Annotated in this window: 25 protein-coding genes, 1 tRNA gene and 2 pseudogenes; 16 read left to right on the plus strand and 12 right to left on the minus strand. The window is 72.0% G+C overall.

The features are described 5' to 3' along the window. Window positions 1–226: 226 nt before the first annotated feature. Window positions 227–1876, minus strand: a complete 1650-nt coding sequence (locus tag ACVCAH_RS13980) for a fatty acid--CoA ligase (RefSeq protein ID WP_447136537.1) — start codon at window positions 1874–1876, stop codon at window positions 227–229. A gap of 83 nt (window positions 1877–1959) precedes the next feature. Here ACVCAH_RS13980 and ACVCAH_RS13985 point away from each other — a divergent pair, with 83 nt between their 5' ends. Further along, window positions 1960–2451, plus strand: a complete 492-nt coding sequence (locus ACVCAH_RS13985) for an NUDIX domain-containing protein (protein WP_447136538.1) — start codon at window positions 1960–1962, stop codon at window positions 2449–2451. Between the two features lie 141 nt (window positions 2452–2592). Here the strand turns inward: ACVCAH_RS13985 and ACVCAH_RS13990 are convergent, their stop codons facing one another. Continuing rightward, window positions 2593–4269 (minus strand): MDR family MFS transporter, encoded by a 1677-nt coding sequence (locus tag ACVCAH_RS13990; RefSeq protein WP_447136539.1) that lies wholly within the window; start codon window positions 4267–4269, stop codon window positions 2593–2595. 123 nt (window positions 4270–4392) lie between these two features. After that, window positions 4393–4941, minus strand: coding sequence for a type 1 glutamine amidotransferase domain-containing protein (locus ACVCAH_RS13995; protein WP_447136540.1), 549 nt, complete (start codon window positions 4939–4941; stop codon window positions 4393–4395). Window positions 4942–5095: 154 nt separating this feature from the next. On the opposite strand from ACVCAH_RS13995, the gene rfaE2 reads away from it, so the two are divergent. Together rfaE2 and ACVCAH_RS14005 are read left to right on the plus strand one after the other, a co-directional pair. Next, window positions 5096–6901 (plus strand): D-glycero-beta-D-manno-heptose 1-phosphate adenylyltransferase, encoded by a 1806-nt coding sequence (rfaE2, locus tag ACVCAH_RS14000; RefSeq protein ID WP_447136541.1) that lies wholly within the window; start codon window positions 5096–5098, stop codon window positions 6899–6901. Continuing rightward, on the plus strand, window positions 6898–7776 hold the full coding sequence (locus ACVCAH_RS14005) for a glycosyltransferase family 2 protein (RefSeq protein ID WP_447136542.1): 879 nt from the start codon (window positions 6898–6900) through the stop codon (window positions 7774–7776). Before rfaE2 ends, ACVCAH_RS14005 begins: the two co-directional genes overlap by 4 nt. 22 nt (window positions 7777–7798) lie before the next feature. Here the strand turns inward: ACVCAH_RS14005 and ACVCAH_RS14010 are convergent, their stop codons facing one another. Genes ACVCAH_RS14010 through ACVCAH_RS14020 form a run of 3 tightly spaced genes read right to left on the minus strand, consistent with a single transcriptional unit; the run spans window position 7799 to window position 9972 of the window. Continuing rightward, window positions 7799–8920, minus strand: coding sequence for a glycosyltransferase family 9 protein (locus ACVCAH_RS14010; protein WP_447136543.1), 1122 nt, complete (start codon window positions 8918–8920; stop codon window positions 7799–7801). Window positions 8921–8929: 9 nt separating this feature from the next. Further along, window positions 8930–9469, minus strand: a complete 540-nt coding sequence (locus tag ACVCAH_RS14015; protein ID WP_447136544.1) for an Hsp20/alpha crystallin family protein — start codon at window positions 9467–9469, stop codon at window positions 8930–8932. Next, window positions 9466–9972, minus strand: a complete 507-nt coding sequence (locus ACVCAH_RS14020; protein WP_447136545.1) for a DUF2231 domain-containing protein — start codon at window positions 9970–9972, stop codon at window positions 9466–9468. The genes ACVCAH_RS14015 and ACVCAH_RS14020 overlap by 4 nt, the downstream gene beginning before the upstream one ends. A 182-nt stretch (window positions 9973–10154) precedes the next feature. Between ACVCAH_RS14020 and ACVCAH_RS14025 the strand changes: the two genes are divergently transcribed. The 4 genes from ACVCAH_RS14025 to ACVCAH_RS14040 all read left to right on the plus strand — a co-directional run bounded on the left by ACVCAH_RS14025 (window position 10155) and on the right by ACVCAH_RS14040 (window position 13833). Further along, window positions 10155–10772: a pyridoxamine 5'-phosphate oxidase family protein gene (locus ACVCAH_RS14025; RefSeq protein ID WP_447136546.1), complete on the plus strand. Its 618-nt coding sequence runs from the start codon at window positions 10155–10157 to the stop codon at window positions 10770–10772. An 88-nt stretch (window positions 10773–10860) separates the two neighbouring features. Further along, window positions 10861–11565: a winged helix-turn-helix domain-containing protein gene (locus tag ACVCAH_RS14030; RefSeq protein WP_447136547.1), complete on the plus strand. Its 705-nt coding sequence runs from the start codon at window positions 10861–10863 to the stop codon at window positions 11563–11565. Further along, complete coding sequence (locus ACVCAH_RS14035; RefSeq protein ID WP_447136548.1) at window positions 11562–12869, plus strand: MFS transporter; 1308 nt, start codon at window positions 11562–11564, stop codon at window positions 12867–12869. Before ACVCAH_RS14030 ends, ACVCAH_RS14035 begins: the two co-directional genes overlap by 4 nt. A 43-nt stretch (window positions 12870–12912) precedes the next feature. Then, the gene (locus ACVCAH_RS14040) at window positions 12913–13833 is read left to right on the plus strand and encodes an alpha/beta fold hydrolase (protein WP_447136549.1); all 921 of its coding nucleotides are present in this window, start codon (window positions 12913–12915) and stop codon (window positions 13831–13833) included. Here the strand turns inward: ACVCAH_RS14040 and ACVCAH_RS14045 are convergent. Then, a complete protein-coding gene (locus ACVCAH_RS14045; protein WP_447136550.1) occupies window positions 13772–14344 on the minus strand; it encodes a CGNR zinc finger domain-containing protein in 573 nt (190 codons plus the stop codon). The two genes, ACVCAH_RS14040 and ACVCAH_RS14045, sit on opposite strands and share 62 nt — an antisense overlap. 111 nt (window positions 14345–14455) lie before the next feature. Between ACVCAH_RS14045 and ACVCAH_RS14050 the strand changes: the two genes are divergently transcribed. From ACVCAH_RS14050 to ACVCAH_RS14070, 5 genes are all read left to right on the plus strand, one after another. Further along, entirely contained in the window at window positions 14456–15499 is a 1044-nt protein-coding gene (locus tag ACVCAH_RS14050; RefSeq protein ID WP_447136551.1) for a LacI family DNA-binding transcriptional regulator, read from the plus strand. 115 nt (window positions 15500–15614) lie between these two features. Further along, a complete protein-coding gene (locus ACVCAH_RS14055; protein ID WP_447136552.1) occupies window positions 15615–16124 on the plus strand; it encodes a SigE family RNA polymerase sigma factor in 510 nt (169 codons plus the stop codon). Beyond that, a complete protein-coding gene (locus ACVCAH_RS14060; RefSeq protein ID WP_447136553.1) occupies window positions 16121–16957 on the plus strand; it encodes a hypothetical protein in 837 nt (278 codons plus the stop codon). The genes ACVCAH_RS14055 and ACVCAH_RS14060 overlap by 4 nt, the downstream gene beginning before the upstream one ends. Window positions 16958–17025: 68 nt before the next feature. Continuing rightward, window positions 17026–17760, plus strand: coding sequence for a hypothetical protein (locus ACVCAH_RS14065; RefSeq protein WP_447136554.1), 735 nt, complete (start codon window positions 17026–17028; stop codon window positions 17758–17760). 83 nt (window positions 17761–17843) lie between these two features. Further along, window positions 17844–18548, plus strand: coding sequence for a permease-like cell division protein FtsX (locus ACVCAH_RS14070; protein ID WP_447136555.1), 705 nt, complete (start codon window positions 17844–17846; stop codon window positions 18546–18548). Between the two features lie 60 nt (window positions 18549–18608). Here the strand turns inward: ACVCAH_RS14070 and ACVCAH_RS14075 are convergent, their stop codons facing one another. Continuing rightward, a complete protein-coding gene (locus ACVCAH_RS14075) occupies window positions 18609–19172 on the minus strand; it encodes a winged helix-turn-helix transcriptional regulator (RefSeq protein WP_447136556.1) in 564 nt (187 codons plus the stop codon). An 88-nt stretch (window positions 19173–19260) separates the two neighbouring features. Here ACVCAH_RS14075 and ACVCAH_RS14080 point away from each other — a divergent pair, with 88 nt between their 5' ends. Together ACVCAH_RS14080 and ACVCAH_RS14085 are read left to right on the plus strand one after the other, a co-directional pair. Next, entirely contained in the window at window positions 19261–19764 is a 504-nt protein-coding gene (locus ACVCAH_RS14080) for a dihydrofolate reductase family protein (RefSeq protein WP_447136557.1), read from the plus strand. Between the two features lie 952 nt (window positions 19765–20716). Further along, window positions 20717–20933, plus strand: a pseudogene (locus ACVCAH_RS14085) (helix-turn-helix domain-containing protein); the annotation flags it as partial. 18 nt (window positions 20934–20951) lie between these two features. Here the strand turns inward: ACVCAH_RS14085 and ACVCAH_RS14090 are convergent. Further along, window positions 20952–21356, minus strand: coding sequence for a hypothetical protein (locus ACVCAH_RS14090; protein WP_447136558.1), 405 nt, complete (start codon window positions 21354–21356; stop codon window positions 20952–20954). A 385-nt stretch (window positions 21357–21741) separates the two neighbouring features. After that, window positions 21742–22167, minus strand: a complete 426-nt coding sequence (locus tag ACVCAH_RS14095; protein WP_447136559.1) for a VOC family protein — start codon at window positions 22165–22167, stop codon at window positions 21742–21744. Window positions 22168–22357: 190 nt separating this feature from the next. On the opposite strand from ACVCAH_RS14095, the pseudogene ACVCAH_RS14100 reads away from it, so the two are divergent. Beyond that, window positions 22358–22561 (plus strand): annotated as a pseudogene (locus ACVCAH_RS14100) (tyrosine-type recombinase/integrase); the annotation flags it as partial. A 94-nt stretch (window positions 22562–22655) separates the two neighbouring features. Here the strand turns inward: ACVCAH_RS14100 and ACVCAH_RS14105 are convergent. After that, window positions 22656–22732, minus strand: a tRNA-Thr gene (locus ACVCAH_RS14105). A gap of 135 nt (window positions 22733–22867) precedes the next feature. Here ACVCAH_RS14105 and ACVCAH_RS14110 point away from each other — a divergent pair. Continuing rightward, window positions 22868–24601: a metallophosphoesterase family protein gene (locus tag ACVCAH_RS14110; protein WP_447136560.1), complete on the plus strand. Its 1734-nt coding sequence runs from the start codon at window positions 22868–22870 to the stop codon at window positions 24599–24601. Window positions 24602–24717: 116 nt separating this feature from the next. Here ACVCAH_RS14110 and ACVCAH_RS14115 read toward each other — a convergent pair whose 3' ends face one another. Then, window positions 24718–25557 carry a PSP1 domain-containing protein gene (locus ACVCAH_RS14115; RefSeq protein ID WP_447136592.1) on the minus strand — a complete coding sequence of 280 codons (840 nt, stop codon included), beginning with the start codon at window positions 25555–25557 and terminating at the stop codon, window positions 24718–24720. Between the last annotated feature and the right edge of the window lie 75 nt (window positions 25558–25632).

Raw genomic sequence — 25632 nt, forward strand, 5'->3', positions numbered from 1 at the left:
AGGACGACACCGACAGGCCGGGTGGCAGGCCGCTGAACTGCGAAAATCCGATCGCATTTCGCCGTCGACGGGACAGAGGCGAACATGTTTCGCAACAATGACGGTGCGGGTCGCCCCGCATGGAACGGGCGGCCCCGGCGCGGTGCGAACGCCGGGGCCGCCCCTGGGGAGGGATGTCTCTCAGGAGTGTGTCCCTACCCAAGAGGCGACGGTGCGCCGGAAAACGTTACGGCGCTGTCAGTTCCCGGACATCGAGCTCACCCTCGGCGTAGCGGGACCGGACCACCTTCTTGTCGAACTTGCCGACGCTGGTCTTGGGCACCGCGTCGATGAAGGCCCAGCGTTCCGGCAGTTGCCAGCGGGCCACCGACCGGCCCAGGAACTCCCGCAGCTCCTCCACCGTGACGCTCGCCCCCTCGCGGACCACCACGGTGGCCAGCGGCCGCTCGTCCCAGCGCTGGTCCGGTACGCCCACCACGCAGGCCTCCAGCACCGCAGGGTGGGCCATCAGCGCGTTCTCGAGCTCGACCGAGGAGATCCACTCGCCGCCGGACTTGATCACGTCCTTGGCCCGGTCGGTGAGGGTGATGTACCCGTCGGCGGAAAGGGTGCCGACGTCGCCGGTACGCAGCCAGCCGTCGCGGAACTTCTCCTCGTCCGGGGTGTCGTCGCCGACGTACCGGGCGGTCACCCACGGCCCCCGCACCTCCAGCTCACCCACGGACGTGCCGTCGGCGGGCAGCGGCTCGCCCAGCGGGCCGACGATCCGCGCCTGCACGCCGGCCGGCACCCGGCCCTGCGTGTAGCGGTAGCGCCAGACCTCGTCCCCGGTCACCCCGGCGGGCGGTCGGGAGACCGAGCCCAGCGGGGACATCTCGGTCATCCCCCAGGCGTGGATGACCTCGATGCCGTGCCGCTCGGCGAACGCGTGCATCAGCGCCGGCGGGCAGGCCGACCCGCCCACGATGACCTCCTTGAGCGAGGAGGTGTCCACGTCGTGGGTGTCCAGGTAGGCCAGCAGGTCGGTCCAGATGGTCGGCACCGCGCCGGCCAGCGTGGGCCGCTCGGCGGCGATCATCTCGGCGATCGGCGCGGCCTGGAGGAACCGGTCCGGCATGATCAGCGACGCGCCGGAGAGGAACGCCGCGAACGGCAGCCCCCAGGACATCGCGTGGAACATCGGCACGATGGCCAGTTCCCGGTCGGTCGGGCCGAGCCCGAAGCCCTCCGGCATGCAGACCTGGAGCGAGTGCAGGTAGATCGAGCGGTGCGAGTAGGCCACGCCCTTCGGGTTGCCGGTGGTGCCGGAGGTGTAGCAGAGCGCTGCGGCGTCCCGCTCGTCGAGCTCGGGCCAGGCGTACGTCTCCGGCCGGCCGGCCAGCAGCTCGTCCCAGTGGTGCACGGTGATCCGGTCGCCGGCCGCGGCGACCAGTGGGGCCGGGTCGCCGCCGCCGACCACCACCACGTGCCGCACCGTACGCAGCTCGCCGATCACCCTGGCCAGCAGCGGGATCAGCGTGGTGTCGACCAGCACCACTCGGTCCTCGGCGTGGTTGGCGATGTAGGTGACCTGGTCCGGGAAGAGCCGGATGTTGAGCGTGTGCAGCACCGCGCCCATGCTCGGCACCGCGAAGTAGGCCACCAGGTGCTCGTTGTTGTTCCACATGAACGTGCCGACCCGCTCGTCGCCGGTGACGCCGCACTCGTCGCGCAGCGCGTGGGCGAGCCGGGCCGCGGTCCGCCCGACCTCGGCGTACGTCATCCGGCGGGGCTCGGCGCCGGTCCAGGTGACCACCTCGGCCGTGCCGTGCACGGTGGAGCCGTGGTCGAGGATCCGGGAGACCTGGAGAGGGGCGTCCATCATCGTGCTACGCATGGGTAACAAGCTAGTGTCGCCGGTCACACCTTGGGAACCCTGGAAAACCCGTCCGCCCCCGGCCGGCCCCGTAAATTGTCCGGGTGAGCATCTCCTGGGCCGATTCGTACGTGGGTCAGCTCCGCGCCCTGGCCGGTGACCGGACACTGATGTTCGTCGGCGCCCGCGCGGTGGTGCGGGACAACGCCGGGCGCGTCCTGCTGATCCGCCGCTCGGACAACGGCCAGTGGGCGATGCCGGCCGGCGCGATGGAGCTGGGCGAGTCGATCGCCGACTGCGCGGTCCGCGAGGTGCGGGAGGAGACCGGGCTGCGGGCGCTGCGGGTCTGCGCGTTCGCCCTCTACACCGGCCCGGACCGTACCCACACCAACATGTACGGCCACACGTACCAGATCTTCACCACCGCGTTCCGCGTGGAGGAGTGGGACGGCCAGCTCGCCCGGGTGACCGACGAGACCATCGACGCCGCCTTCTTCCGCCGCGACCAGTTCCCGGCCCCTATCTCGGCCAGCGTCACCGAGACCCTCGCCGACCTCGACGTCTTCGAGCAGACCAACCGCCTGATCCTCAAGTGACCGGCGCGGCCGTGGGCGGCGGTCCCTCTGCCCGGCCCCTTTGCTCTGCTTCAACCCACGCACAGGTTCGGCGCCACTTCTGTTGCGTCCGTTGAAGCAGAGTAAAGGGCGCGGTGCGGGGACCGGCCCGCCCGGGTCGGATCAGAGCAGGGTCTGGCTCTTCGCCTCCATCTCGGCGGCGGCCTCCTCCTTCGACTCCCGGGACAGCGGCTTGCCGCCGGGGGCGGGCGCCTCGCCGCCGAGGCCGTCCGTGCCGCCGGTGGCGCCCTGCGGGCCGGTGCCGCGCAGCCGGTCGTTCGGCAGCGCCAGGGTGACCAGCACCGCCAGGATGGCGATCAGCCCGGCGGTCAGGAAGACCCGGTCCAGTGACTCGACGAAAGCCGTCTGGACCGCGGCGCGGACCGGGGCGGGCAGCGCCATGATGGTGGCGGGGTCGTTCACCGAGATGTCCGCGCCGCCGCTCGCCGCTACCGCGGCCTGCTCCGCCGGGGGCAGCTGGGCGATCGCCGCGGGCAGCCGGTCGGCCAGCCCGGAGGTGAGCCGGGCGGAGAGCACCGCGCCGAGCAGGGCCACCCCGAACGAGCCGCCCAGCGACCGGAAGAAGGTCGCCGCGGAGGTCCCGGCGCCCAGGTCCCGCATCGAGACGGCGTTCTGCACGGCGAGGATCAGCGACTGCATGCAGAGGCCCAGCCCCACACCGATCACCACCATGAAGCCGAAGGCCACCCAGAGCGAGGTGTCCACGTGCAGCCGGGTGAAGAGCAGCATGCCCACCAGCAGCACGACCGAGCCGGTCACCGGGAACCACTTGTAGCGGCCGATCCGGCTCATCGCCCGGCCGGTCAGCACCGAGGTGACGATGATGCCGGCCATCATCGGCAGCATCAGCAGACCGCTGCGGGTGGGCGAGGCGCCCTTGACGATCTGCAGGTAGAGCGGGATGAAGATGATCGACCCGAACATCACCAGACCGAGCACGAAGCCGGCGCCGTTGGCCAGGGCGAAGGTCGCGCTGCGGAACAGTCGCAGTGGCAGGATCGGCTCGGCGACCCGGGTCTCCTGGAGCACGAAGAGCACCCCCAGCACGGCCCCGGCCACGAACAGCCCGATGATCACCCCGGAGCCCCAGGCGAACTCGTTGCCGCCCCAGCTCAGCGCGAGCAGCAGGGAGCTCACCCCGGCGACCAGCAGCCCCGCGCCGAGCCAGTCGATGGCGTGCTCACGGCGGGTGAACGGGACCAGCCGCATCACCCGGGAGCAGACCAGGATGGCCAGGATCGCCAGCGGCACGTTGATGTAGAAGATCCACCGCCAGTCGGTCTCCGCGAAGTAGCCGCCGACCAGCGGGCCGGCCACCGAGGAGATGCCGAAGACGGCGCCGAAGACACCCTGGTAGCGGCCGCGCTCCCGGGGCGGCACCACGTCCGAGATGATGGTGAACGCCAGCGTCATCAGGCCGCCGGCGCCGATGCCTTGGATGCCGCGGGTGACGATCAGCTGGGTCATGTTCTGCGACAACCCGGCCAGCAACGAGCCGACCAGGAACGTGCCGATCGAGAAGAGAAAGACCGGACGGCGCCCGAACAGGTCGGCCATCTTCCCGTAGAGCGGGGTCGAGGCGGTCGACGCGAGCAGGTAGGCGGTCACCACCCACGAGTAGTGGTTGATCCCGCCCAGCTCGCCGACGATGGTCGGCAGCGCGGTGCCGACGATGGTCTGGTCGAGCGCGGCCAGCAGCATGCCGGTCATCAGACCGAACATCAGCAGGCGGATCTGGCGACTGTTCAGCGCCGGCGCGGCATGCTCCTCCGTCGTCATCCCCGCTTCTTTCCCGCCCCTCCCGGAACATGCCCCGCTCCGGGGAACTCGCCGCGTTGATCATGAGGTTGGCGGCACTGTCGGAGATCGAGTTCGCCGTCAACCTCATGACCAACGGGCCAGTCAGCGGGCGGGGGCGGCGAACTCCTCGACGATCTTGGTGCAGAAGGCGGGGAGGTCGCCCGGTTTGCGGCTGCTGACCAGGCCGTTGTCGGTGACCACCGGCTCGTCGACCCAGGTCGCGCCGGCGTTGGTGAGGTCGGTGCGCAGGCTGGGCCAGGAGGTGATCCGGCGGCCACGCACCACGTCCGCCTCGACCAGCGTCCACGGGCCGTGGCAGATCACCCCGACCGGCTTGCCGGCGTCGAAGAAGGCCTTCACGAAGCGCACCGCGTCCGGGTCGGCCCGCAGGAAGTCCGGGTTGGCCACCCCGCCGGGCAGGACCAGCGCGTCGTACCGGTCCGGGTCCGCGTCCGCAGCGGTCACGTCGACGTCGTACGTCTTCGACTGGTCCAGGTGGTTGAAGGACTGGATGGTGCCGGGCTTGAGCGAGACCAGGTCCACGGTCGCGCCGGCCCGCTCGACCGCCTCGCGGGGCTGGACGTACTCGACCTCCTCCACGCCGTCGGCGGCCAGGACGGCGATCCGCTTGCCCTGAAGTGTCGCTGCCATGGGTACTTCTCCTTTTCCGGGTTACCGGAGTCCCTTCCCCGGCCGTGGTGCCCGAAACGCCGGCTCACTCGCTCACGTCCGTCGATCAGCCGACGTCCCCTCGGGCCGGGACCGGGCAGGTTTGACCCGCCGGACCGGGGGGACCCGGAGGGGCATGGCAGGAGCAGCAGCGGAACAGCGCCGGCTCGCCACCGTCGTGGAGAGCTGGTCGGGTCGTCCCGTCCTGGTGATCGGCGACGCCATGCTCGACGAGTGGCGGTTCGCCGAGTCCGACCGGCTCTGCCGGGAGGCGCCCGCCCCGGTCCTCACCCTGCGCCGGCGGATCTCCGCGGCCGGCGGGGCCGCCAACACCGCGGTGAACATCGCGGCGCTCGGCGGCCGGGCCGTACTGGTCGCCCCGGTGGGCGCCGACGTGGCCGGCGACGAACTGCACGACTGTCTCGACCGGGCCGGGGTCTGGGACCGAACGGTCAACCAGCCGGGCCGGCCGACGCCGGTCAAGCGGCGGATGCTGGCCGGCAACCAGATCCTGCTGCGGGAGGACTCCGGCGACCCCGACGACCCGCTCAGCGACGACGGGGTCGCCCGGCTGCTCACCGCGCTGGACTGCGCCACCGAGGAACTGCGCGCAGCCGCCGGCGGCGCGGCGCCGACGCTGGTGGTCTGCGACTACGCCCTGGGCGCGCTGCCCGCACCGGTACGTGCCTGGCTGGTCGCCCAGCGGGACCGGTACGCCACGGTGGCGCTGGACGCGCACGACCTCGCCGACTGGCGGGGCCTCGCCCCCACCGTGGTGACCCCGAGCTTCGCCGAGGCCACCCGGCTGCTCGCCCGGGCCGCCGGCGGCCGTGCCCGCTCCGTCGACCTGCACCTGGACCACCCGGACGGGGACCCGGCGGAGGGCCCCTCCGAGCTGAGCGTCGGCACCGCTCCCGGCGGCGCCGGCCTGCCCGACACCGCGGCCGGCGCGGTCGGCCTGGCTCCCGGCGCCGGCCCGACCGGGGAACCGACGCCCGGCGAGGACCGGGTGGCGATGACCGGTGACGGGCTCAGCGTGACCGGCACCGGGGTGACCGTGAACGCCACCGCCGGGGAGGGGGTGGACCGGGCGGAACTGGCCGAGTCGCGCCTGGCCGAGCTGCGCGCGCACACCGGCGCGGACGTGGTGGCGGTGACCCTGGACACCGAGGGGGCGGTGGTCGGCGGGGTCGACGGCGAGCCCCGGCGCAGCCACAGCACCCCGGTGCCGGCCAGCCACGCGGTGGGCGCGGGAGACGCCTACCTCGCCGCGATGACGCTGGCCCTGGCCGCCGACGCGCCGCTGTCGACCGCCGCCCAGCTGGCCCAGCTCGCCGCCACCATCACCGTCTCGGACACCGGCACCTGCGTGTGCCGCCGGGAGGACCTGCTCACCGCGCTGGACGTGCCGGCCGCCGACGCCGGGCACCCGGTGCTGGTGGGCGCCGACGAGCTGGCCACGATCGCCGCCGAGCACCGCGACGCCGGCCGCTCCATCGTCTTCACCAACGGCTGCTTCGACGTGCTGCACCGCGGCCACGTGCGCTACCTGGAGCAGGCCCGGGCGCTCGGCGACCTGCTGGTGGTGGCGGTCAACTCGGACGGCAGCGTACGCCGGCTGAAGGGCGCGGACCGGCCGGTGAACCCGGTCGAGGACCGGATCGCGCTGCTCGCCGCGCTGTCCTGCGTGGACCATGTGGTGGTCTTCGAGGAGGACTCGCCGGCCTCGCTGATCGAGACGGTCCGCCCCGACGTCTACGTCAAGGGCGGCGACTACCCGCCAGAGATGGTGCCGGAGGCCCCGCTGGTGCGGCGGCTCGGCGGCCAGGTCCGCACCCTCGGCTACGTGCCGGACCGGTCCACCTCGGCGATCATCGACCGGATCCGGGCGCACAGCCAGGACCGCGAGACCGACCCGTCGCTGACGAGCAAGCGGTCGTGAACCGGCCGCTCGACCCGGGCTCGGCCGGGCAGTTCCGCGCCGACCGCCTGCTCGACGTGCTGATCCCGACCCGTAACCGGGCGGCCGAGCTGGCGGTCACCCTCTCCGGGCTGTCCGCCCAGGAGGGCGTACCGGGGTTCGGGGTGGTGGTCAGCGACCAGTCCGACGACGATCCCGCCTTCACCCACCCGGCGGCGGCCACCATGGTCCGGGTGCTGCGCCACCGGGGGCACCCGGTGCTGCTGACCCGCCGGCTGCCCCGGCGCGGCCTGGCCGAGCACCGGGCCTACCTGCTGGCCGCCTCGTCCGCCCGGTACGTGCTCTGCCTCGACGACGACGTCTGGCTGGAGCCGGGCACCCTGCACCGGCTGGTCACCGCGATCGGCGAGCTGGGCTGCGGCTTCGTCGGCAACGCCGTGCACGGCCTCTCCTACCTCGACGACGTCCGCCCGGAGACGCACCGGCACTACGAGGAGTGGATCGGCCCACCCACCCCGGAGCGGATCCGGCCCGGCACCCCGGAGTGGGACCGGGCGCAGATCCATCCGGCGGCGAACCTGCTGCACGTGACCAGCCAGCTGAACCTGCCGCCGGGGGCGTGGCGGGCGTACAAGGTCTCCTGGATCGGCGGCTGCGTGCTCTACGACCGGGCGAAGCTGGTCGACTCCGGCGGCTTCGACTTCTGGCGGCGGGTGCACGAGAAGCACCAGGGCGAGGACGTCGCGGCCCAGCTCGCGGTCCTGGCCCGGTACGGCGGGGCGGGCATCCTGCCGAGCGGGGCGTACCACCTGGAATCGCCGACCACGGTCACCGAGCGGGACGTGGAGGCGTGGGAGGTCGTGCTCACCGACTCCGACACCCCGCAACCGGCCTGAGCCGGCACGGCGAGGGCTGCGGTCAGGGCGCGCCGGGCTCCGGGCGCAGCAGCTCGCGGGCGGCCTCCACCACCTCGACGGCCGGCACGTCGGTGACGAACGAGTCCCGGTGCGGGCACTCGCCGTCGCCCGGGCGGTGCGGATAGATCCCGGGCGTGCAGTCCACCCCGCAGACCGGGCAGTGCACCGTCCAGGAACTGATCGGCCGGTGCCGGCCGCGCAGCAGGTTCGCCACGTTGATCAGGTTGCCGACCCAGAAGATGCCGACCGTCGCGGCGCCCACCGCGGCGGCCAGGTGCAGCGGGCCGGTGTCGTTGGAGACGACCAGCTCGCAACCGGCGTAGCAGCCGGCCAGCCCGCCCAGGCTGAGCGTGCCCACCTGCGGGCGCAGCGGCACCCCGGCCGCCGCCACCACCCGGTCCACCACCTCCTGCTCGGCGGCGGTGCCGGTGACCAGCACCTCGTACCCGTCACCGACCAGTTCCCGGGCGACCTCGGCGAACCGCTCGGCAGGCCAGCGCCGCCGGGTGTCGGTGGCGCCCGGGTGCAGCGCCACCCGCGGCCGTTCCGGTGGGCCAAGCACCTCGGCCGCCTCGGCCCGGTCGGCATCGGTCACCGCCAGCGCCGGGACGATCGTGGTGGCCGGGGCACCGACCAGCGCCGCCACCTCCAGGTAGCGGATCACCTCGTGCTGGTAGTAGACGTACCGGATCCAGCGGTCCAGCGGCGCCGCCTCCTCGGTCCGCAGCCCGGCGGTGATCCGGGCGCCGAGCCGGCTGACCAGCGGGTTGGAGTTGGCGCCGCCGCCGTGCACCTGCAACGCCAGGTCGAAGCGTTCCTTGCGGGCCGCGGCCAGGAAGTCGTCCATCGCGGACTCCGGCTCGCCCGGCTCGGGGTAGCGGATGCCCGGGGCGGGCGGCACCACCAGCACCCGGTCCACCGGGCCGGGGCGGTCGCGCCAGAGCTTCGCGTGCCACGGCGCGCCGAGCAGCACGATCTCCGCCTCGGGGTACGCGGAGCGCAGCGCGTCCAGCGCCGGCAGCACGAAGATGAAGTCACCGAGCGCGTTGGCGCGCAGCACGGCGATCCGCTCGACGTCGGGCACGAGCTCGGCGGGCGGGCCGAGCAGGGCCGGGGTGACCACTCGACCCCGTTACGGCTGGTCGAGCCCGCCGGCGGCGGTGTCCGGGTGGTGCAGCTCCCGGTCCGCGGCCGGGTCGATCGGCGTACCGCCGCCGACGGCGCGCGAGCCGGTGCGGCCGACGGTGATGGTGCGCGGCGCGGGCCGGGCGGCCCGGGGCAGCCGCACCCGGAGCAGGCCGTGGTCCATCACCGCGTCGATGGCGTCCGGGTCCACCCGGGCCGGCAGGTCGACGCGGTACTCGAAGCCGCGGGTCTCGAAGCCGCCGGGGATGCCGTGGTCGGCGTTCACCTCGGCCTCGGAGCGGGCGCGGACGCAGAGTTCCCGGTCGTCCAGCTCGACCGCCACCTCCTCCGGCGCCACGCCGGGCAGCCGGACGACGACCTCCCAGCCGTCGGCGGTCTCGCTCAGGTCGACATCCGGCGGCCCGGACCGGCCGCCGACCAGTCGCCGCAGCTCGGAGCGGAGTGACTGCAACTCGCCCATCGGGTCCCAGCCCTGCTGCCGGCCCCGCCAGCCCCGACCGATGCCGCCGCCGCTCTGTTCGCTCATCGCACCTCTCCGATCCGCTGGGTGGCCGCCGGGGGCCGCAGTGAGCTGGGAGCATCCAGGCCGGCCTCCCGGTCGACCCCGACGCCGAGCCGGTCGACCAGTTCCCCGCCGAGCCAGGCGCTGACGCCGAGGATGGCCAGCGCGACCACCTCGATGGCGATCAGCGCGCCGCCGGCGGCCCGGGACTCGGCGTTGAGCCGGACCACCCAGATCGCGGCGAAGAGCAGGATCACCGCCGCATTGGCGGCGGCGTGGGTGAGCGCCACCCGCTTGGCGCGGGTGCCGGTCGGGATCGCCAGCAGGTCGAACACCCCGGCCGTCGCGGCCAGCAGGCCGCCGACCAGGCCGACGGTGATGTTCCAGTACGCCACCTCGCCGAGGAAGTCCGGGCCGCCGACGGTGTCGACGATGTCGAAGAGCACCGCGGTGACCAGCAGTCCGACGGGGAACATCACCAGCATCGGATGGACGGGATGGCCCAACACCTTGAGTCGGCTCTCCATCTCCGGGCCTCCACTGCTCGGTCTCTCCGGGCGCGTCGGGTGAGGCGGTACCCCCGGGTCGGGAGGGCAAACCTCGCGCTGGTGGCACCCGCCTAGGCTGGCGGGCGGCGGCTCGTTCGCCGCGCCGCCCGCCCGCGGCACGGCTGCCCCGCCATCCAGGTCAACGGTCGGGGGAGGATCACGTGACGGTGGAGATCACTTCGCAGGCGGAGCTGCGCGAGCTGCTCGGCACGCCGAACGCGCGGGCCGCCGCCAAGGAGCGCACCCGGCTGCACGACCGGGACCGGCAGTGGCTGGCGGCCTCACCGTTCTGCCTGGTCGCCACGGCCGGCGCGGACGGCAGCTGCGACGTCTCGCCGAAGGGCGACCCGCCCGGATTCACCCTGGTGCTGGACGACCGGACCATCGCCATCCCGGAGCGGCCGGGCAACAAGCGGGCGGACGGCTACCGCAACATCCTGGAGAACCCGCACGTCGGGCTGATCTTCCTGATCCCCGGGCGCACCGACACGCTGCGGATCAACGGTCGGGCCCGGCTGGTGCGTGACGCGCCCTGGTTCGACGACCTGGTGGTCAAGGGGCACCGGCCGGTGCTCGCCGTGGTGGTGGAGATCGAGCAGATCTTCTACCACTGCGCGAAGGCGTTCCTCCGGTCCGAGCTGTGGCGGCCGGAGACCTGGCAGCCGGACGTGCTGCCGTCCCGGGCCCGGCTGGTCAAGGAGGTGGAGTACCCGGCGGCGAACCTCGCCGACCTGGAACGCCACTACGGCCCGGACTACATCAAGACCATTTACGCCTGACCGCGGTCGCGCCGCCGGGCCCCACGGCCGGGGCCCGGCCCAGCACGCTCACTTGCTAAAGACATCTTTATAAAGATAGCTTTAGCATATGTCGCTGTCCCGGGTGAAGCTCTCCGATCCGACCGCCCTGCGGGGGTACGCCCACCCGCTCCGGATGGCCCTGGTCGGCCTGCTCCGCCAGCAGGGCCCGATGACCGCCACCCAGGCCGCCGCCCGGCTCGGCGAAAGCGTGCCGAACTGCTCGTTCCACCTGCGCCAGCTGGCCAAGTACGGGCTCGCCGAGCGGGTCCCCGGCGCCGACGCCCGGGAACGGCCCTGGCAGGCCACCGCGATGGTCACCTCCTGGGACGACGCCTCCGACGACCCGGTGCTGCGCGCCGCCACCGACGAGTTGAACGCCACGCAGCTGGCCCTCTACGTTCGGCGCGCCGAGGAGTTCCTCGCCAGGCGGGCGGACGAACCCGCCGCGTGGCGGGCGGTCACCGGGTTCAGCGACATGACGCTGCACCTCACTCCCGACGAGCTGCGCGACCTGACCCGCCGGATGGACGCCCTCCTCGACGAGTACCACGACCGGCTCACCGATCCCGCGAAGCGGCCGGCCGGCAGCCGGAAGGTCGGCCTGATCAGGCTCGCCCTGCTCGCCGAGCCCACACCCGACGCCGGCGCTTCCCCGGCATCCGGCGGCGATCCCTTGGTCACCGGCGCACCAGCCGACGCCGATCCCGCCATGCCGGCCGCCGGAGGCGACGACCGGCCGGCGGCCGGCGGGGAGCCGGGTGACCCCCGATGAGCGGCGAGGTGAGCACCGCACCGCCCGTTGCCGCGCCCACCGGACCCGCCCGGTCCGGCCGGCTGCCCCGGCTGCTGCGCGAGAGGGCGTTCCGCCGCTACTGGTCGGCGCAGACCGTGTCGTACTTCGGCGACGAGATCTCCACCCTGGCGCTGCCGCTGCTGGCCGTGCTCGGCACCGGCGCCGGCCCCGCCGAGATGGGTTACCTCACCGCCGCCGCGCTCGCCCCGAACCTGCTCTTCTCCCTGCTCGCCGGCGCCTGGGTCGACCGGTACCCGCACAAGCGACGGCTCATGATCCTCACCGACCTCGGGCGGGCGCTGCTGCTCACCGCGGTGCCGGTGGCGTACCTGCTCGACTGGCTCGCCCTGCCACAGCTCTACGTGGTCGCCTTCGCGGTCGGCACGCTCGCCGTGCTCTTCGAGGTCGCCCGCGGTCCGCTCTTCGTGTCCCTGGTGGAGCGGCGGGACTACGTCGACGCGAACACGCTGATCAACGGCAGCCGGGCGATGTCACTGGTCGCCGGACCGAGCATCGGCGGCCTCCTGGTGCAGGTGCTCACCGCGCCGATCGCCCTGCTCGCCGACGCGCTGTCGTACGTCGTGTCCGCGTACTTCCTGACCCGGATCCGGCCGACGGAGCCGGCGCCGGCGCGCGGCGACGGCCTGGGGATCGGCGCCGGCATGGGCTTCCTGGCCCGGACGCCGATGATGCGCGCGATCCTGCTCGGCACCACGACCGTCAACCTGTTCAACTTCATGTTCGCCGCGCTCTTCGTGCTCTACGCGACCCAGCACCTGCACCTCAGCCCGGGCATGCTCGGCGCCGTGCTCGGCGCGGGCGCGGTCGGCGCGCTGTTCGGCGCGGCGGTCACCGGCCGGCTGACCCGCCGGTTCGGCATCGGCCCGACGCTGGTGGCCTCCTTCGTGCTCTTCCCGGCTCCGTTGCTGCTCATACCGCTCGCCGGCGGGCCCACCCCGGTGGTGCTCGGGATGCTCTTCGCAGCGGAGTTCCTCGCCGCCGTCGGGGTGATGGTGCTCGACATCGTCGGCAGTTCGGTGCAGACCGCGATCATCCCGGAACCGCTGCTCGCCCGGGTGACCGGCGCGCGGCGCACGGTCAACTACGGCATCCGGCCGATCGGCGCGCTGCTCGGTGGCGCGCTCGGCGCCACCCTCGGCGTCCGCGAGGCGCTCTGGATCGCCACGGCGGGCGCGCTGACCGGAGTGCTCTGGGTGCTCTTCTCCCCGGTCCGTCAGCTGCGCGACCTGCCCGACCGGGCCGACGGGCCCGAGCCCGCGTAGGGCAGGGCCGCGGCGGGGTGCGCTCCGTGCTTGACTGCCGGGCATGGAGCTGACCATCGAGGTCGACGGCGTACGGCTCCCAGCCACCCTCGACCTGCCCGCCGGATCCGTGCGCGGGGCGGTGGTCGTGCTGCACGGCGCCGAGGCGGGGCACCGGTCGTACTTCTGCTACACCCACCTGGCCCGGCTGCTGCCGGGCGCCGGTGTCGCGGTGCTCCGCTTCGATCGCCGGCCACGCATGCACAATCGGGACGTGCCGTTGATCCGGCAGGCCGACGACGCAGCCGCGGCCGTCCGGCTGCTCCGCCGGCACGTCGGCGACGTCCCGATCGGACTGTGGGGCTGGAGCCAGGGCGCCTGGGCGGCCCCGGTGACCGCCACCCGCCACCCCGACCTGGTCGCCTTCCTGGTCCTGGTCTCCGGCAGCGGGGTCAGTCCCGCCGCGCAGATGCGCTACGGCACCGCCGAGCAGCTGCGTCGGCACGGCTTCGCCGACACCGACATCGCCGAGCTGGACCGCCTTCGTACCACCGTCGAGGACTACCTGCGCGGGCGCGTCGACCGGGAGAGCGCCCAGCACGCCGTCGACCGCGCCGCCGACCGGGCGTGGTTCCCGCTGGCCTGGCTGCCCCGCCAGCTGCCCGACCAGCCCGGCACCTGGGCCGACATGGACTTCGACCCGGTGCCGGTGTTCGCGCAGCTCACCTGCCCCGTGCTGCTGTTCTACGGCGCGACCGACGCCTGGGTGCCCGTCGACGCCAGCATCGCCGCCTGGCGGCGCGCGACGGCCGCCAGCCCGGCAGGACTGAGCATCTGCCGGCTCGACGGTTGCGACCACCTGCCCACCCTCGACGGCCGCGAGGACCTGGCCGGCATCAGTGCGCAGTACAGCGAGACCCTACTCAGCTGGCTGTACGCCCGGCTGCCTTCCGCCGCCGGACGGCGTACGCCCGGCGCATCTTGACGTAGTTGCCGCAGCCGGCCATGGAGCACCAGCGGCGGGCCTGGTTCCGGGAAGCGTCGTAGTACGCCCAGCGGCAGGTGTCCCGAACGCACGCCTTCAACCTCGCCCAGCTCTGCTCCTCGCCACACTGCCGGACGGCGTCCAGCAGGGCGGCCAGGCCGTGGTCGAGCGCCGTGTCGCGGGCGGCGACGAGGCGGGGTCCGGCTTCGGTAAAGGTCATCCGGACAGGTACCCCGGCCAGGGCCTGGTCGAGCCGGCGCAGCTCGGCGGGGTCAGCGGGGTGGCCGGCGTGGCCGAGCAGCACCGCACGCAGGCCCTCGCGCACGGTGCGGGCGACGGCGAGGTCGGCCGCCCGCAGCCGGGCATCGGGCGGGAGCAGCCGCCGTTCGGCGAACCAGTCCCGGAGCCGGTCGGGGGCGGTGAGGGTTTCCTCGTCGACCTGCGGCTCGAAGGTGTTGACGAAGTCCCGGATCAGGCGGGCGGCGGGCGGGATCACGTCCTCCTCGCTCATCACCACCCCCTCACATGACACCAGCGTATCGCCTTGACAGGTGTAACTGCTCCTGTACACCATCAAAGTGCTTTTGCTGGTGTAGCACGGATGCGACCGGGGGAAGGCGCGATGTCCAACACGCTCCGCGACGTGGCGCAGTTGGCCCAGGTGTCGGTGAAGACCGTCTCGAACGTGGTCAACGGGTACCCGCACGTCAGCGACGGGATGCGCCGCCGGGTCGAGGCCGCCATAGCGGCGCTGGACTACCGCCCGAACCGCGCCGCCCGCACGCTGCGGACCGGCCGGACGGGGGTGCTCGCCCTGATGGTGGCGGAGGCCGACCTGCCCGGGGTCGGCGTGCTGGCGCGGGCGGTCGTGCGGGCGGCGGCGCGGTGCGGCTACCGGGTCGTCATCGACCCGATCGACCCCGGGGGCGCGGGCATCGCGAGCCCTCCGCTGCCGGTCGACGGCTGCCTCCTGCTCACCGATCTCCCGGCCGAGCCGCGCGCCGGCGGGCTGCCCCTCGTCCGGCTCGGCCAGCCCACCGCCGGCGGTCACGCCGACCGGGTCGGCATCGACCACGCCCGCGCCAGCCGGGACGCCGTCGACCACCTCCTGGCCACCGGTCGACGGCGGATCGCCGCCATCGGCGTCGGACCGGACCAGCCGTCCGGCATCCAGGGGTACGCGGACGTGCTCCGCGCCGCGGGCCAGGCCCCGCTGCCCGGTCAGGTCCAGCAGGTCACGTCACACCAGCGCGCGGACGGCTACCGGGCCGCCCGCACTCTGCTGAGCCAGCCCCGGCGACCGGACGCCGTCGTCTGCGCCTCGGACGCCCTGGCGATCGGCGCCATGTGCGCCGCACTCGACGCCGGCGTACGCGTTCCGGAGGACCTCGCGGTCATCGGCGTCGGCGGCAGCGAGGAGGGTCGCTGGACGCGGCCGACACTGAGCACGGTCGCCGCCGACACCGCGTTCCTCGCCCGGCAGGCCGTCGCCCGGATCGTCGCGCGGATCGCCCGCCCGGACACCGCCCCGGTCACCGTGACGGCACCGCACACCCTGCTGCCCCGCGAGAGCACCCGGACGCCGACGGCTACGGAACGGTCCGCGCCCGCAGCCGGTTGCCGTCCGGGCTCCCCGGGCGGCAACGAGGTGCTCAGCCACGGGTAGGCCCCGATCCGTCTCCCGAGCCCACGGAGCCTGGTGCCGGAAGATTTCGCTCCGGGAGCAACCCCCGGAGCCGGACCCAGCGTGACTATCTCGAATCGGGGCATCGGAGGCTTGCATGGGCGATCGCGACGCTGCTTTCGCGGAGTACTTCACGGCCAGGTCGGACGCGATGCGTGGCACGGCGTACCTGCTGTGCGGCGACTGGCATCGGGCGGAGGACCTGGTCCAGACCGCGTTCGTGAAGCTCTACCTGGCCTGGAACCGGGTCTCCCGGCACGAGGTGCTCGACGCCTACGTGCGCCAGATCCTGGTCCGGACCTTCCTCGACGAGCGGCGCCGAGGCTGGTGGCGGCGGGAGCGGGTCGGCGGGAACGACGCCGAGCAGCCGGCACCGCCCGACGCGCCGGAAGGCCGGTTGGTGATGCTCCAGGCACTGGCCGCCGTACCGCCCCGCCAGCGGGCCGTGCTGGTTCTCCGGTACTGGGAGGACCTGTCGGTCGACGAGGCCGCGGCACTGCTGGGGTGCTCGGCCGGGACGGTCAAGAGCCAGGCGGCCCGCGGCCTGGACACACTGCGCGGCCTCCTGCAGCCCGCGCACAGCGGGATCGAGAAGGGGGAGCGATGAACGGAGAAGAGTTGCGTGAGGCGCTGCGCAGCACGATGGCGGCCACAATTCCGCCGCCGCCGCTGAGTACGACGGCCACGCTGGGCGCCGCTCGGCGGGCGCGGGTCCGCCGCCGTACCGCCTGGGCCTGCACCGGATCCGCGGCCGTGGTCCTGGCGGTCGCCGGCGCCACGGCCATCGGCACGCCGGGTGCCGGCGGCTTCAGCCCGGCGGGTCCGGGGCCGCAGGCCATCCCGCACCCGTCGGTCACGCAGCCGTGGCCGACCGGACCGGACGGCCGCCCGCAGGAGGACCGGACGGCGCGGGCGGGTTCCCGGCACGACCAGGGACGCCGGCTGCTCGACGAGGTCGTCTCCGTCGTGCCCGCCGGCTACACGACGCCCGAGAACCCGGCGAACCAGCCCGCTGACCAGTTCCCGCTGCGGGACCACCAGGCGCAGTTCGTGGACCGGGTCAACGGCGTCGACGTGTGGAGTTACACGTCATGGGCCGTGCTGGCCCAGGGGGAGCGGACGGGGCGCCTGCTCGTCGAGGTGCACACCGCAGGCAACACGCTGGCGGCCGAGCCGTGCCCGCTGGCCCGGCAGTTCTGGGGCATGCAGGGCGAGTGCGAGGTGGTGACCGTCGGAGCGACCCAGGTCGGCGTGGTGGTCCGGCCCGGCCACGACGACCGGTTCGACCAGTGGGCGGCGTACCGGCACCCTGACGGTGTGGTGGTCTTCGTCGCGCAGGTCGCGGACCTCGGCCACGAGCGGACGGGGTTGACGACGCTGCCGTTCTCCGTGCCGCAGTTGGCGGCCCTGGCCGTCGACGAACGGTTCCACCTGCAGTGACTCGGCGGCGCATCGGCTGCCGGCCCTCGGGCTGGTAGCCGATGCGCCGGCCTGAGAAGATCGCCCGCATGCCGGGCAGTTCGGTGAATCCCCACAGGGCGACCCCTCGCATCGTGCGGGACGAGGACCTCGCCGGCTTCACGGCCGGCCAGTTCCTGGAGGTGACGAAGGCCCTCACGGTGATCCTGACCCTGCCCCAGTCGGCCGCCGACCACGTCGACGCACTCGTCGTACCCACCGGCCAGGGCGAAGAATGGCGGCTCACCCAGGCGATCCGAAGGTGGGAGGCGAACGCGGACCTCCGCTACCTTCTGGTGGCGAACGGCAACCCGGCTGAAAAGACCTATGTCGAGATCACGCTCGACTACCTGCGGAGCCTCGGCCTCCGGCGCATCGACGGGGTCCACCTCCAGGCCGAGCCGGCTCCCAACACCGGCCTGCAGGCCGCCTGGATCGTCGACCAGGTGCACGCCCTCGGCATCGCCAGCCTCGCGCTCACCGTCTCCCCGTATCACCTGGCCCGGGTCTACCTCACGGTCCTCAAAGCATTCACCAGGAGGGGCATCGGGCTGCCCATCATCCCGCTCCCCGTGGCCGTCCCGCCGGACACACCCGTCCCGGAGACCGGAGCGACCGCCTACGACCTCGTGCCCGGGGAGGTCAGACGCATCCTCACCTACGTGCGTGAAGGATGGGTCGCCACGCCCGAGGAACTACAGCAGTACCTGCGGTGGCTGTGGAGCCAGCACCAGTCCCTCCTCGTCGGAGCCCGGTCCGAGGCACACGGCCCACCCTCCCGATAGGGCGTCGACTCCGACCCCTGACGCGCTCACGCACCTGCCTGCCACCCCGCCCGGTGCCGCACGATCCCCTACGATGTCGCCCCATGCGTCGAGTCGCGCCGATACTGGCATTCCTGCTCCTGCTGGGCCTGCCCGCCTGCAGTTCCGAATCAACGGAGACCGCGGACACGTCGTTGGCCGTCTTCCTCGACAACGACGCGACGGCAGAGCAGAAGAGCGCCGTGGAGCAGCGGCTGCGGTCGATGCCGAGCGTCGAGGGGGTGGCCCTCGAAACCCGCGATCAGGCGTACGAGCGCCAGAAGGAGGCGCTGAAAGACCGTCCGGACCTGCTGGCGGAGCTGAAGCCGGAGTTCATGCCGGAGTCGTTCCGCGCCACGGTCACCGACGCCTCGATCGCCGAGGCGGTCGAGTTGGTGATGGCTGGGGTCGACGGCGTCGAGGACGTGGCGCTCAGCAGCCCACAGATCGACCCTCTCCCGTCGCAGATCGGGGTCATCGTCCGGCTGAAGTCGACGGTGACCGGCGAGCAGCGAGCCGCCGTGGAGAAGGCCGTCCGGGCACTGCCGCACGCGGAGTCGGTGTCGTTCGAGGACCGCGACGCCGCGTACGAGCGCCTGCGCGAGCAGTGCCGGGGCAAGGGCGAACTGGCCACGCAGCTCGACCCGCAGATGACGCACGCGTCGTTGCGGTTCCGGGTGCCGCTGGAACCAAGGGAACGGGGAGTGTCCGAACTTATGAAACTCGACGGGGTCGACGTTGTACGACTGGTGCCGGTAGCGATGCTGTAGTTGCCTGTCCTGAAGGCGACATCTCACCACTTCTCGGCCAGCGGGCGACCTCGTCCGGGCTCAGGGCTCGACCTCTTGCGAACTGGATGAGGATTGAGGCAGGTCAGCGGTAGCCGCAGCGCGCTCGTAAGCCAGGGTGAGCTCGGCGAGGACGCCGTCGGCTAGTTGCGGATGACCTTCGAGGTGAATAGCGCGGAGTTCGTCCATGAACCTCTGCCACATTTCCGGACCGCCGTTGGCGAGCAGTTGGGCGCGGATCGACAGCTCGGGTGATGTCGGGAGCCATCGGGAGCCCCAGGCGCCGAGATGCGCCATGACCGGCACGAGTTCGATCGCCGCCTCGGTGAGGCGGTAGTCGATCTTCTGTCGGTGGCTCGGGTCATCGTGCCGACTGAGCAGGCCCGCGTCCACAAGCTTCGACAGGCGGCTGGCGAGGATGTTCGACGCGATGCCCTCAATCGAATTCGTGAGTAGTTCGCGAAAGTGCCGGTGACCGCCAAATATGACGTCCCGTAGCACGACCAAGCTCCATCGGTCGCCCAAAAGTTCGGCGGTCAGATTGATCGGGCACCCTGACTTTCCCTCGGGCACGGGCAGGCGAACAGCCCCTACTGCTTGCGACATGCAACCAGTGTAGTAGGGTCCCTACCGGCCCTTCGGCCACGCCGACCCCACTCCCCTGTTCTCCTGGCGCGCCGCTACCGCCAGCTTCGTGTACCGCACCGAACCCGGCGGCACTCGCGGCCTGGACGACTACATGACCCGCGACTACGACCACAACATCGGCGCGGAGATCATGGGTCGAAACAAGTTCGGCCCCCAACGTGGCCCCTGGGAGAACCACGAGTGGCAGGGATGGTGGGGGGACAACCCACCGTTCCACACGCCGGTCTTCGTCCTCACCCACTACGAACGCCCGTCATTCACCCTGTCTGACACCACATTCCACTTCCTCAATGCCAGCCCGGCCGAGGCGCTGGCACGCGCCAAGCAAGCCGCCGCTGGTCGGGACGTGCGCCTCGGTGGTGGAGTCGCCACCATCCGCGAGTTCATCGAGGCCGATCTGGTCGACACCATGCACATCGCCGTCGCACCCGTCGACCTCGGCCGAGGCGAACGGCTGTGGGACAGCCACACCGATCTTCTCGACCGCTTCCACCTCGAGTCAGTGCCGAGCCCCAGCGGAGTCACTCACCTGCTGTTTTGGAGACGATGACCACCGATCTGCGCGATGGCTGCACATGCCGCAGGTCGATGAGCCCGTGGGGCTGACACCCGGACCTTCGGCACAAGTGGCCAATCTCCTCGTCGGGCAGTCGTAGACCGTCCAGCCTCCCCGGACGGCGCGCCGGGACGAGCTGGTGTTCACTGCGCCCGACGGCGGACCCCTGCGCAACACGAACGTCCGGACGCGAGTGTTCGGGCCGGCCGCGGTCGAGCTGACCGGGCCAACTCCACAGGACCTGCGGCACCCGGCGGCGAGCCTGGCCGCGGCGGCGGCGAATGCCAACGTCACGGCGGGGCACGCTAGGGCGTCGACGACCCGGACGTGTACGCGGGCCTGTTCGGTGACGACCTGGACGCCGTCGCCAACCGCTCGGACGAGGCGGTCGCGGCTCGTGATGCGGACCAGTTGCGGACCGGCACCACGGACGACGTGATCGACAAAACGGCGAAGCCCAGGCCGTTGACCTGGGCTTCTGTACCGAGCCGCCTGACGGAATCGAACCGTCGACCTACGCATTACGAGTCAGCCGCCCAGGGCTGGTCCACCGCCTGGTCCTCCCGCCCAGCGGGTGTCCCGGTCCGTCATCGTCCGCCGACGATCGCTGGTTTGGCTGCTCGCTTGGCTGCTCAACCCCATCAGCCAACCGACCTCCCTGTCGTCTCTGTGGCGGCCCTCCGGGCTTCCCCGCTGTCCGCGCCAGCCGCCGGGCGTGAGGCGTGACGGCCGCAGAGCGACAGCGGTAGCGGCCGGCGCGCGCCCAGGCGGCGGCGCGTGCGGCCCGTTGCGGGCCGCCTTGAAGACGTACAGAAAGTTTGAACCGTCTGCCGGCAGCGGGCTTGTCCTGCGCCGGTTGATGGTTGACACTGCGGCCTCGGTTGACTTTTGACACCCGGTCGGCCCGGACCTCTTTTCGTCTGTAGCCAGGCGGGAGGAGCACCGGGTGGGACTGACGGAGTTGAACGTCATGGCAGCGGTTTCACGCCGTGATGGAGTGCCTGGGCGGCACGCCGAAGACGGAGGTCGCCGCCCGGTATGGGGTTTCCCGGCAGACGATCCACAACTGGCTGGCCCGGTATGCCGCCGAGGGCGTCAAGGGCTTGGAGGACCTGTCGCATCGTCCGCATGTCTGCCCGCGCCGGGTAGACCCCTCGACGGAGGTGGGACCTGCGTACTGATCACGTAAGGCAACAGCGCAGAACCGGCCGGACGCTGAGCAGTCCTATGGCGGTCACCGAGATCGCGATCATCGGGAGGCCCACGAACAACATCGAGACGAACACCATGCCGGGGTCCGTTCCCTTGATCCCCGCAGTGTCGATGTACACCCAGGCGATGGCAGCAATCCACGCGAATATCAACGCCGCGTTGACCGCCACCGAGCCGCACCAGGCCCATCTTCGTCCGGGCGTCAGGCGAGCAGCCGACAGTACGGCCAGGCCGCTAAGCGATAGCCCTCCGGCTATGAACCATAGGTCGCTCCAGTAGGCCGGACGGGACATGGGCGCGATCAATATGATCACGTCGAATAACGCCGCGAGGCCGACTGGTACCGCCTGAAGGAACGTGATTGCCCTGGCCACCTGAGCCTGCCACGGCAGCGACCACCCACTCCGACCTGTCATAGATCTATTCATGCTGGTGGGAGTCTCGCCGCCATCGCGCCGTGGTAACAGGGTGGCGTTAGTCGATCTGGCAACAGCGTGGGGTTAGTCGATAGCGACGCCAATCGATCACGGTCTGGTGTCAAGTAACCTGCGACGCCGTTCCGTCAACCATCATGCGAGACCAGGCATGCCGGCAGCCGGCAGCCGGCTGTGTCGTACTCCGGTTGATGCGTTACACGGTGACTTCAGTTGATGGGTTACACGGGCCTTGAGCATGCCGGATACGGACCGTGACGCCGACTGTCCACGACGGCTGGTGTGCCAGGCATCCGCTTCTGCCGATGATCGGTCGGCGGGTTCCTCAGGTGAGACAGAACTCGTTGCCCTCGATGTCCTGCATGACCATGCACGCGTCGGTGCCGTCGTACAGCAGTCGCTCGCGTCTCGCGCCGAGTGGGACGAGCCGAGCGCACTCGGCCTCGAGGGCGGCCAGCCGCTCGTCGCCCTCAAGGTCATAGGCGACCCGCACGTCGAGGTGGACGCGGTTCTTGGCCACCTTGCCTTCGGGCACGCGCTGGAAGTACAGACGCGGGCCGACCCCCGAGGGATCGACGCAGGCGAACCACGAGCCCTGCTCCTCGGGCGGCATTGAGTGCTGAAAGTCGTCCCACGTTGCGAAGCCCTCGAGAGGCGGCACGACGTACCCCAGCACCTCGCACCAGAACCGACCGACGCGCTCGGGTTCGATGCAGTCGAAGGTGACCTGGACCTGCTTGACCGATGGCATGGGCCGACACCCTACCGCCGCCTGCTACCACCAGACTGGGTGGGGCGCTAGCGGCATTCCGCCGCCACCAGGAACGCCAGGCGGCGGAACGGTTCGACGCTGACAAGTGGGCCGATCCGGGCGTGGTCTTTGCCACCACCGTCGGCACGCCCATCCACCCGCGCAATGACTACCGGTCGTCCGGCGGGCCGGCCTTCGGCAGGTTCGTCTTCACGACCTGCGGCACACGGCGGCCGGTGTCCTCCTCGCCCAGGGCGTTCCCGCCCGAGTGGTTATGGAGATCCTCGGCCACTCGCAGATCAGCGTCACCCTCAACATCTACGCGCACGTGGCTCCGGAGATCGCGCGGGAAGCTGCGTCACGACTGGAGGGGGCGCTGTGGTCGGGTGGGTGACGTTTGGCTGCTCGCTTGGCTGCTCGGCCTCGCAAGCGTAAGCAAAAGGCCCAGGTCATGATCGGCGATCAAGCCGGTGACCTGGGCCTTCCTATGGAGCCGCCTGACGGAATCGAACCGTCGACCTACGCATTACGAGTGCGTCGCTCTAGCCGACTGAGCTAAGGCGGCAACGATCGTCAAGTGTACGGCACCCGGCCCGCCCCAGCCGAACGGGATACCCACCCGGAGGCGACCCGGACATCCGGCACGATCCGTACGTTCGCCGGACAGCGGTGCTCGCCGGGCGGGACTACGCTGCGGCGGGTGACCGACGATCACCCCCCGGTGCCGGGCCCGCACTCCGGCGAGGCGGCCGGCGGTAGGCCGACGCGCCGGCCGCGTTCGACCGATCCCCTGGAGCTGGGCTTCACCCCGCGCAAGCCGGTTCCGTGGCTCGCGCCGTTCCTGCTGATCAGCACCGGCATCCGTACGCTGCTGGCGATGCTCTTCGGGGCGTACCTGGACAAACGGGAGCTGCAGAACTCGCTCGAGGCCCGGATCGAACGGCAGGTCGGGCCGGACGGCGGGCTCTGGCTGGACTACGTGGCCGACCTGGGAGACGGGTTCAACGCCACCTACTCGGTGGCGTACCTGCTCGCCCAGCCGGAACTGGAGGTGGACGGGCACCGGCTGCCCCGGGCGCAGACCCTGGTGATGGGCGGCGACCAGGTCTACCCGTCGGCGGCCTTCGAGGCGTACGAGGACCGCTGCAAGGGCCCCTACCAGGCCGCGCTGCCGGGCACGCCGCCCGAGCGGCCCACCCTCTTCGCGGTGCCCGGCAACCACGACTGGTACGACGGCCTGACCGCCTTCCTGCGGCTCTTCGTCCGCTCCCGGGACCGGCACTTCGGCGGCTGGGCGACCGGCCAGTCCCGCTCGTACTTCGCGGTCGAACTGCCCGCCGACTGGTGGCTGCTCGGCCTCGACGACCAGTCCGGCTCGTACCTGGACGACCCGCAGCTGACCTACTTCGACACGGTGGCCGAGAAGCTTGGCCCGCAGAGCAGGGTGATCCTGGCCGTGCCGGCGCCGACCTGGGTCAAGGCCGTCGACCATCCGACGGCGTACGACTCGATCGACTACTTCATCCGGACCATCGTGGCGCCGACCGGGGCGCAGGTGCGGCTGCTCATCTCCGGCGACCTGCACCACTACGCCCGGTACGCCGGTCCGGACCGGCAGCTGATCACCTGCGGCAGCGGTGGCGCGTACCTCTACCCCACGCACAAGCTCCCCGAGCGGATCGAGGTGCCGCCGCGCGACACCCTGGCCCGGCGCGCCAGCCCGAGCCGCCCGTACGACCTGGCGGGCCGCTACCCGGACGCGGCCCGCTCCCGGCGCTACGCCTGGGGCATCTTCCCCCGGCTGCCGTTGCGCAACCCGGGCTTCACCACCCTGCTCGGCACCCTGCACACCTTGCTGATGCTGGCCATGGCCGGGGTGGTGGAGAACCCCAGCGGCACCGAGCAGCGGCTGTTCAGCCTGCCACTGGTGGTGATGCTGCTGGTGACGCTGGTCGGCGCGGCCTTCTTCGCCAAGCCGCCCAGCGCCGGCGGCAAACGGCACGCCCGACACTGGATCCTCGGCGTGGGCCACGGGCTGGCGCACCTCGGGCTGGCCGCCGCCGGCACCTGGGCGTGGCTGGCGCTGCCCTTCCACGACTGGCCGTGGCCGCTGCCGTTGGTCGCCGCGGCGGTGCTGTACGGCCCGGTGAGCGGGCTGGTGGCGAGCCAGTTGGTGGCGGCGTACCTGCTGGTGGCAGGGGCGTTCGGGGTGAACGTCAACGAACTCTTCGCCGGCCAGGGCATCGAGGACGCGAAGGCGTTCCTCCGGCTCCGCATCGACCCCGACGGCACGCTCACCGTCTACCCGATCGCGGTGGACCGGGTAGCCCGCGACTGGCAGGTCAACCCCGACCAGTCCCCCCAGTCCTCCTGGCTCACCCCGAAGGATCCCCTCACCCCCCGCCTGGCCGAACCCCCCATCACCCTCCCCTGACCCCGCCCATCCCGGCGCGTTGATCATGAGGTTGGCGGCACCATCCGCGATCAACTTCGCCGCAAACCTCATGATCAACGGCGGTGTCCGGGGGCCGGGGCGGGGCGGGGCGGGGGTTAGGGGTTGTAGTGCTGGTCGTGGGCTTGGCGGGGGGCGCAGACGGAGGCGCGGGAGCAGGAGCAGCGGGAGCCGTCGGCGTCCAGACGCACCGTGACCGAGTCGCGGGGGACGCTGTGGCCGACCACCCGGCCCTCACCCTCGGGCGTCGACACCCGCGCGCCGACCGCCGGGGCGGACTCCTGGAACCGCTGGTAGAGCGGATGCTCGTACTTCAGGCAGCACATCAGCCGACCGCACGCGCCGGAGATGCGCAGCGGGTTCAGCGGCAGGTCCTGGTCCTTGGCCATCCGGATGGTGACCGGCTCGAAGTCGGTGAGGAAGGTGGCGCAGCACAGGTCCCGGCCGCAGGAGCCGATGCCGCCCTGCACCCGCGCCGAGTCGCGGGCGGAGAGCTGGCGCAGCTCGACCCGGCAGTGCAGGGTCGCACCGAGGTCACGGACCAGCGAGCGGAAGTCCACCCGGTGCGGGGCGGTGAAGTAGATGGTGCTCCGTTCGCCGCCGCCCTCACCGCCGCCGAGCACGTGGTCGACAGCCACCACCTTCATCGGCAGGCCGTGCTCCCGGATCAGCCGCTTCGCCGCGACTTTCGCCTCGGCCTTGCGCCGGCGCAGCGCCTCGTCGCGGCGCAGGTCCTCCTCCTGGGCCAGCCCGGCCAGCTGGGGGAAGCCGGCGGTCTCCTCGGAGACCCACTGCGCGGCCCAGACGCACTCGGCCACCTCGGGCCCGTCGTCGGTGGGGACGAGCACCTTGTCGCCCACCTGCGGGCGCAGCTCGCCGGGGTCGAGGTAGTAGAGGCGCCCGTACCGCTGGAAGCTGACCGCGCAGAGCATGCCCATGTCTCTCACCCTACGACGGTCGGCCGGTCCCGGCCCGCCCGGGCGTCGTCACCCGACTACGCCGTGCAGCCATCC

This window comes from Micromonospora sp. LZ34 (assembly GCF_052981855.1).

What these genes read in the sequence shown, in the direction of transcription:
- ACVCAH_RS13980 (WP_447136537.1), bottom strand. Translation starts at nt 1,876, where the DNA reads ATGCGTAGCACGATGATGGACGCCCCTCTCCAGGTCTCCCGGATCCTC.
- ACVCAH_RS13990 (WP_447136539.1), bottom strand. Translation starts at nt 4,269, where the DNA reads ATGACGACGGAGGAGCATGCCGCGCCGGCGCTGAACAGTCGCCAGATC.
- ACVCAH_RS13995 (WP_447136540.1), bottom strand. Translation starts at nt 4,941, where the DNA reads ATGGCAGCGACACTTCAGGGCAAGCGGATCGCCGTCCTGGCCGCCGAC.
- rfaE2 (WP_447136541.1), top strand. Translation starts at nt 5,096, where the DNA reads ATGGCAGGAGCAGCAGCGGAACAGCGCCGGCTCGCCACCGTCGTGGAG.
- ACVCAH_RS14015 (WP_447136544.1), bottom strand. Translation starts at nt 9,469, where the DNA reads ATGAGCGAACAGAGCGGCGGCGGCATCGGTCGGGGCTGGCGGGGCCGG.
- ACVCAH_RS14020 (WP_447136545.1), bottom strand. Translation starts at nt 9,972, where the DNA reads ATGGAGAGCCGACTCAAGGTGTTGGGCCATCCCGTCCATCCGATGCTG.
- ACVCAH_RS14030 (WP_447136547.1), top strand. Translation starts at nt 10,861, where the DNA reads ATGTCGCTGTCCCGGGTGAAGCTCTCCGATCCGACCGCCCTGCGGGGG.
- ACVCAH_RS14035 (WP_447136548.1), top strand. Translation starts at nt 11,562, where the DNA reads ATGAGCGGCGAGGTGAGCACCGCACCGCCCGTTGCCGCGCCCACCGGA.
- ACVCAH_RS14040 (WP_447136549.1), top strand. Translation starts at nt 12,913, where the DNA reads ATGGAGCTGACCATCGAGGTCGACGGCGTACGGCTCCCAGCCACCCTC.
- ACVCAH_RS14045 (WP_447136550.1), bottom strand. Translation starts at nt 14,344, where the DNA reads ATGAGCGAGGAGGACGTGATCCCGCCCGCCGCCCGCCTGATCCGGGAC.
- ACVCAH_RS14050 (WP_447136551.1), top strand. Translation starts at nt 14,456, where the DNA reads ATGTCCAACACGCTCCGCGACGTGGCGCAGTTGGCCCAGGTGTCGGTG.
- ACVCAH_RS14055 (WP_447136552.1), top strand. Translation starts at nt 15,615, where the DNA reads ATGGGCGATCGCGACGCTGCTTTCGCGGAGTACTTCACGGCCAGGTCG.
- ACVCAH_RS14060 (WP_447136553.1), top strand. Translation starts at nt 16,121, where the DNA reads ATGAACGGAGAAGAGTTGCGTGAGGCGCTGCGCAGCACGATGGCGGCC.
- ACVCAH_RS14065 (WP_447136554.1), top strand. Translation starts at nt 17,026, where the DNA reads ATGCCGGGCAGTTCGGTGAATCCCCACAGGGCGACCCCTCGCATCGTG.
- ACVCAH_RS14070 (WP_447136555.1), top strand. Translation starts at nt 17,844, where the DNA reads ATGCGTCGAGTCGCGCCGATACTGGCATTCCTGCTCCTGCTGGGCCTG.
- ACVCAH_RS14075 (WP_447136556.1), bottom strand. Translation starts at nt 19,172, where the DNA reads ATGTCGCAAGCAGTAGGGGCTGTTCGCCTGCCCGTGCCCGAGGGAAAG.
- ACVCAH_RS14095 (WP_447136559.1), bottom strand. Translation starts at nt 22,167, where the DNA reads ATGCCATCGGTCAAGCAGGTCCAGGTCACCTTCGACTGCATCGAACCC.
- ACVCAH_RS14115 (WP_447136592.1), bottom strand. Translation starts at nt 25,557, where the DNA reads ATGGGCATGCTCTGCGCGGTCAGCTTCCAGCGGTACGGGCGCCTCTAC.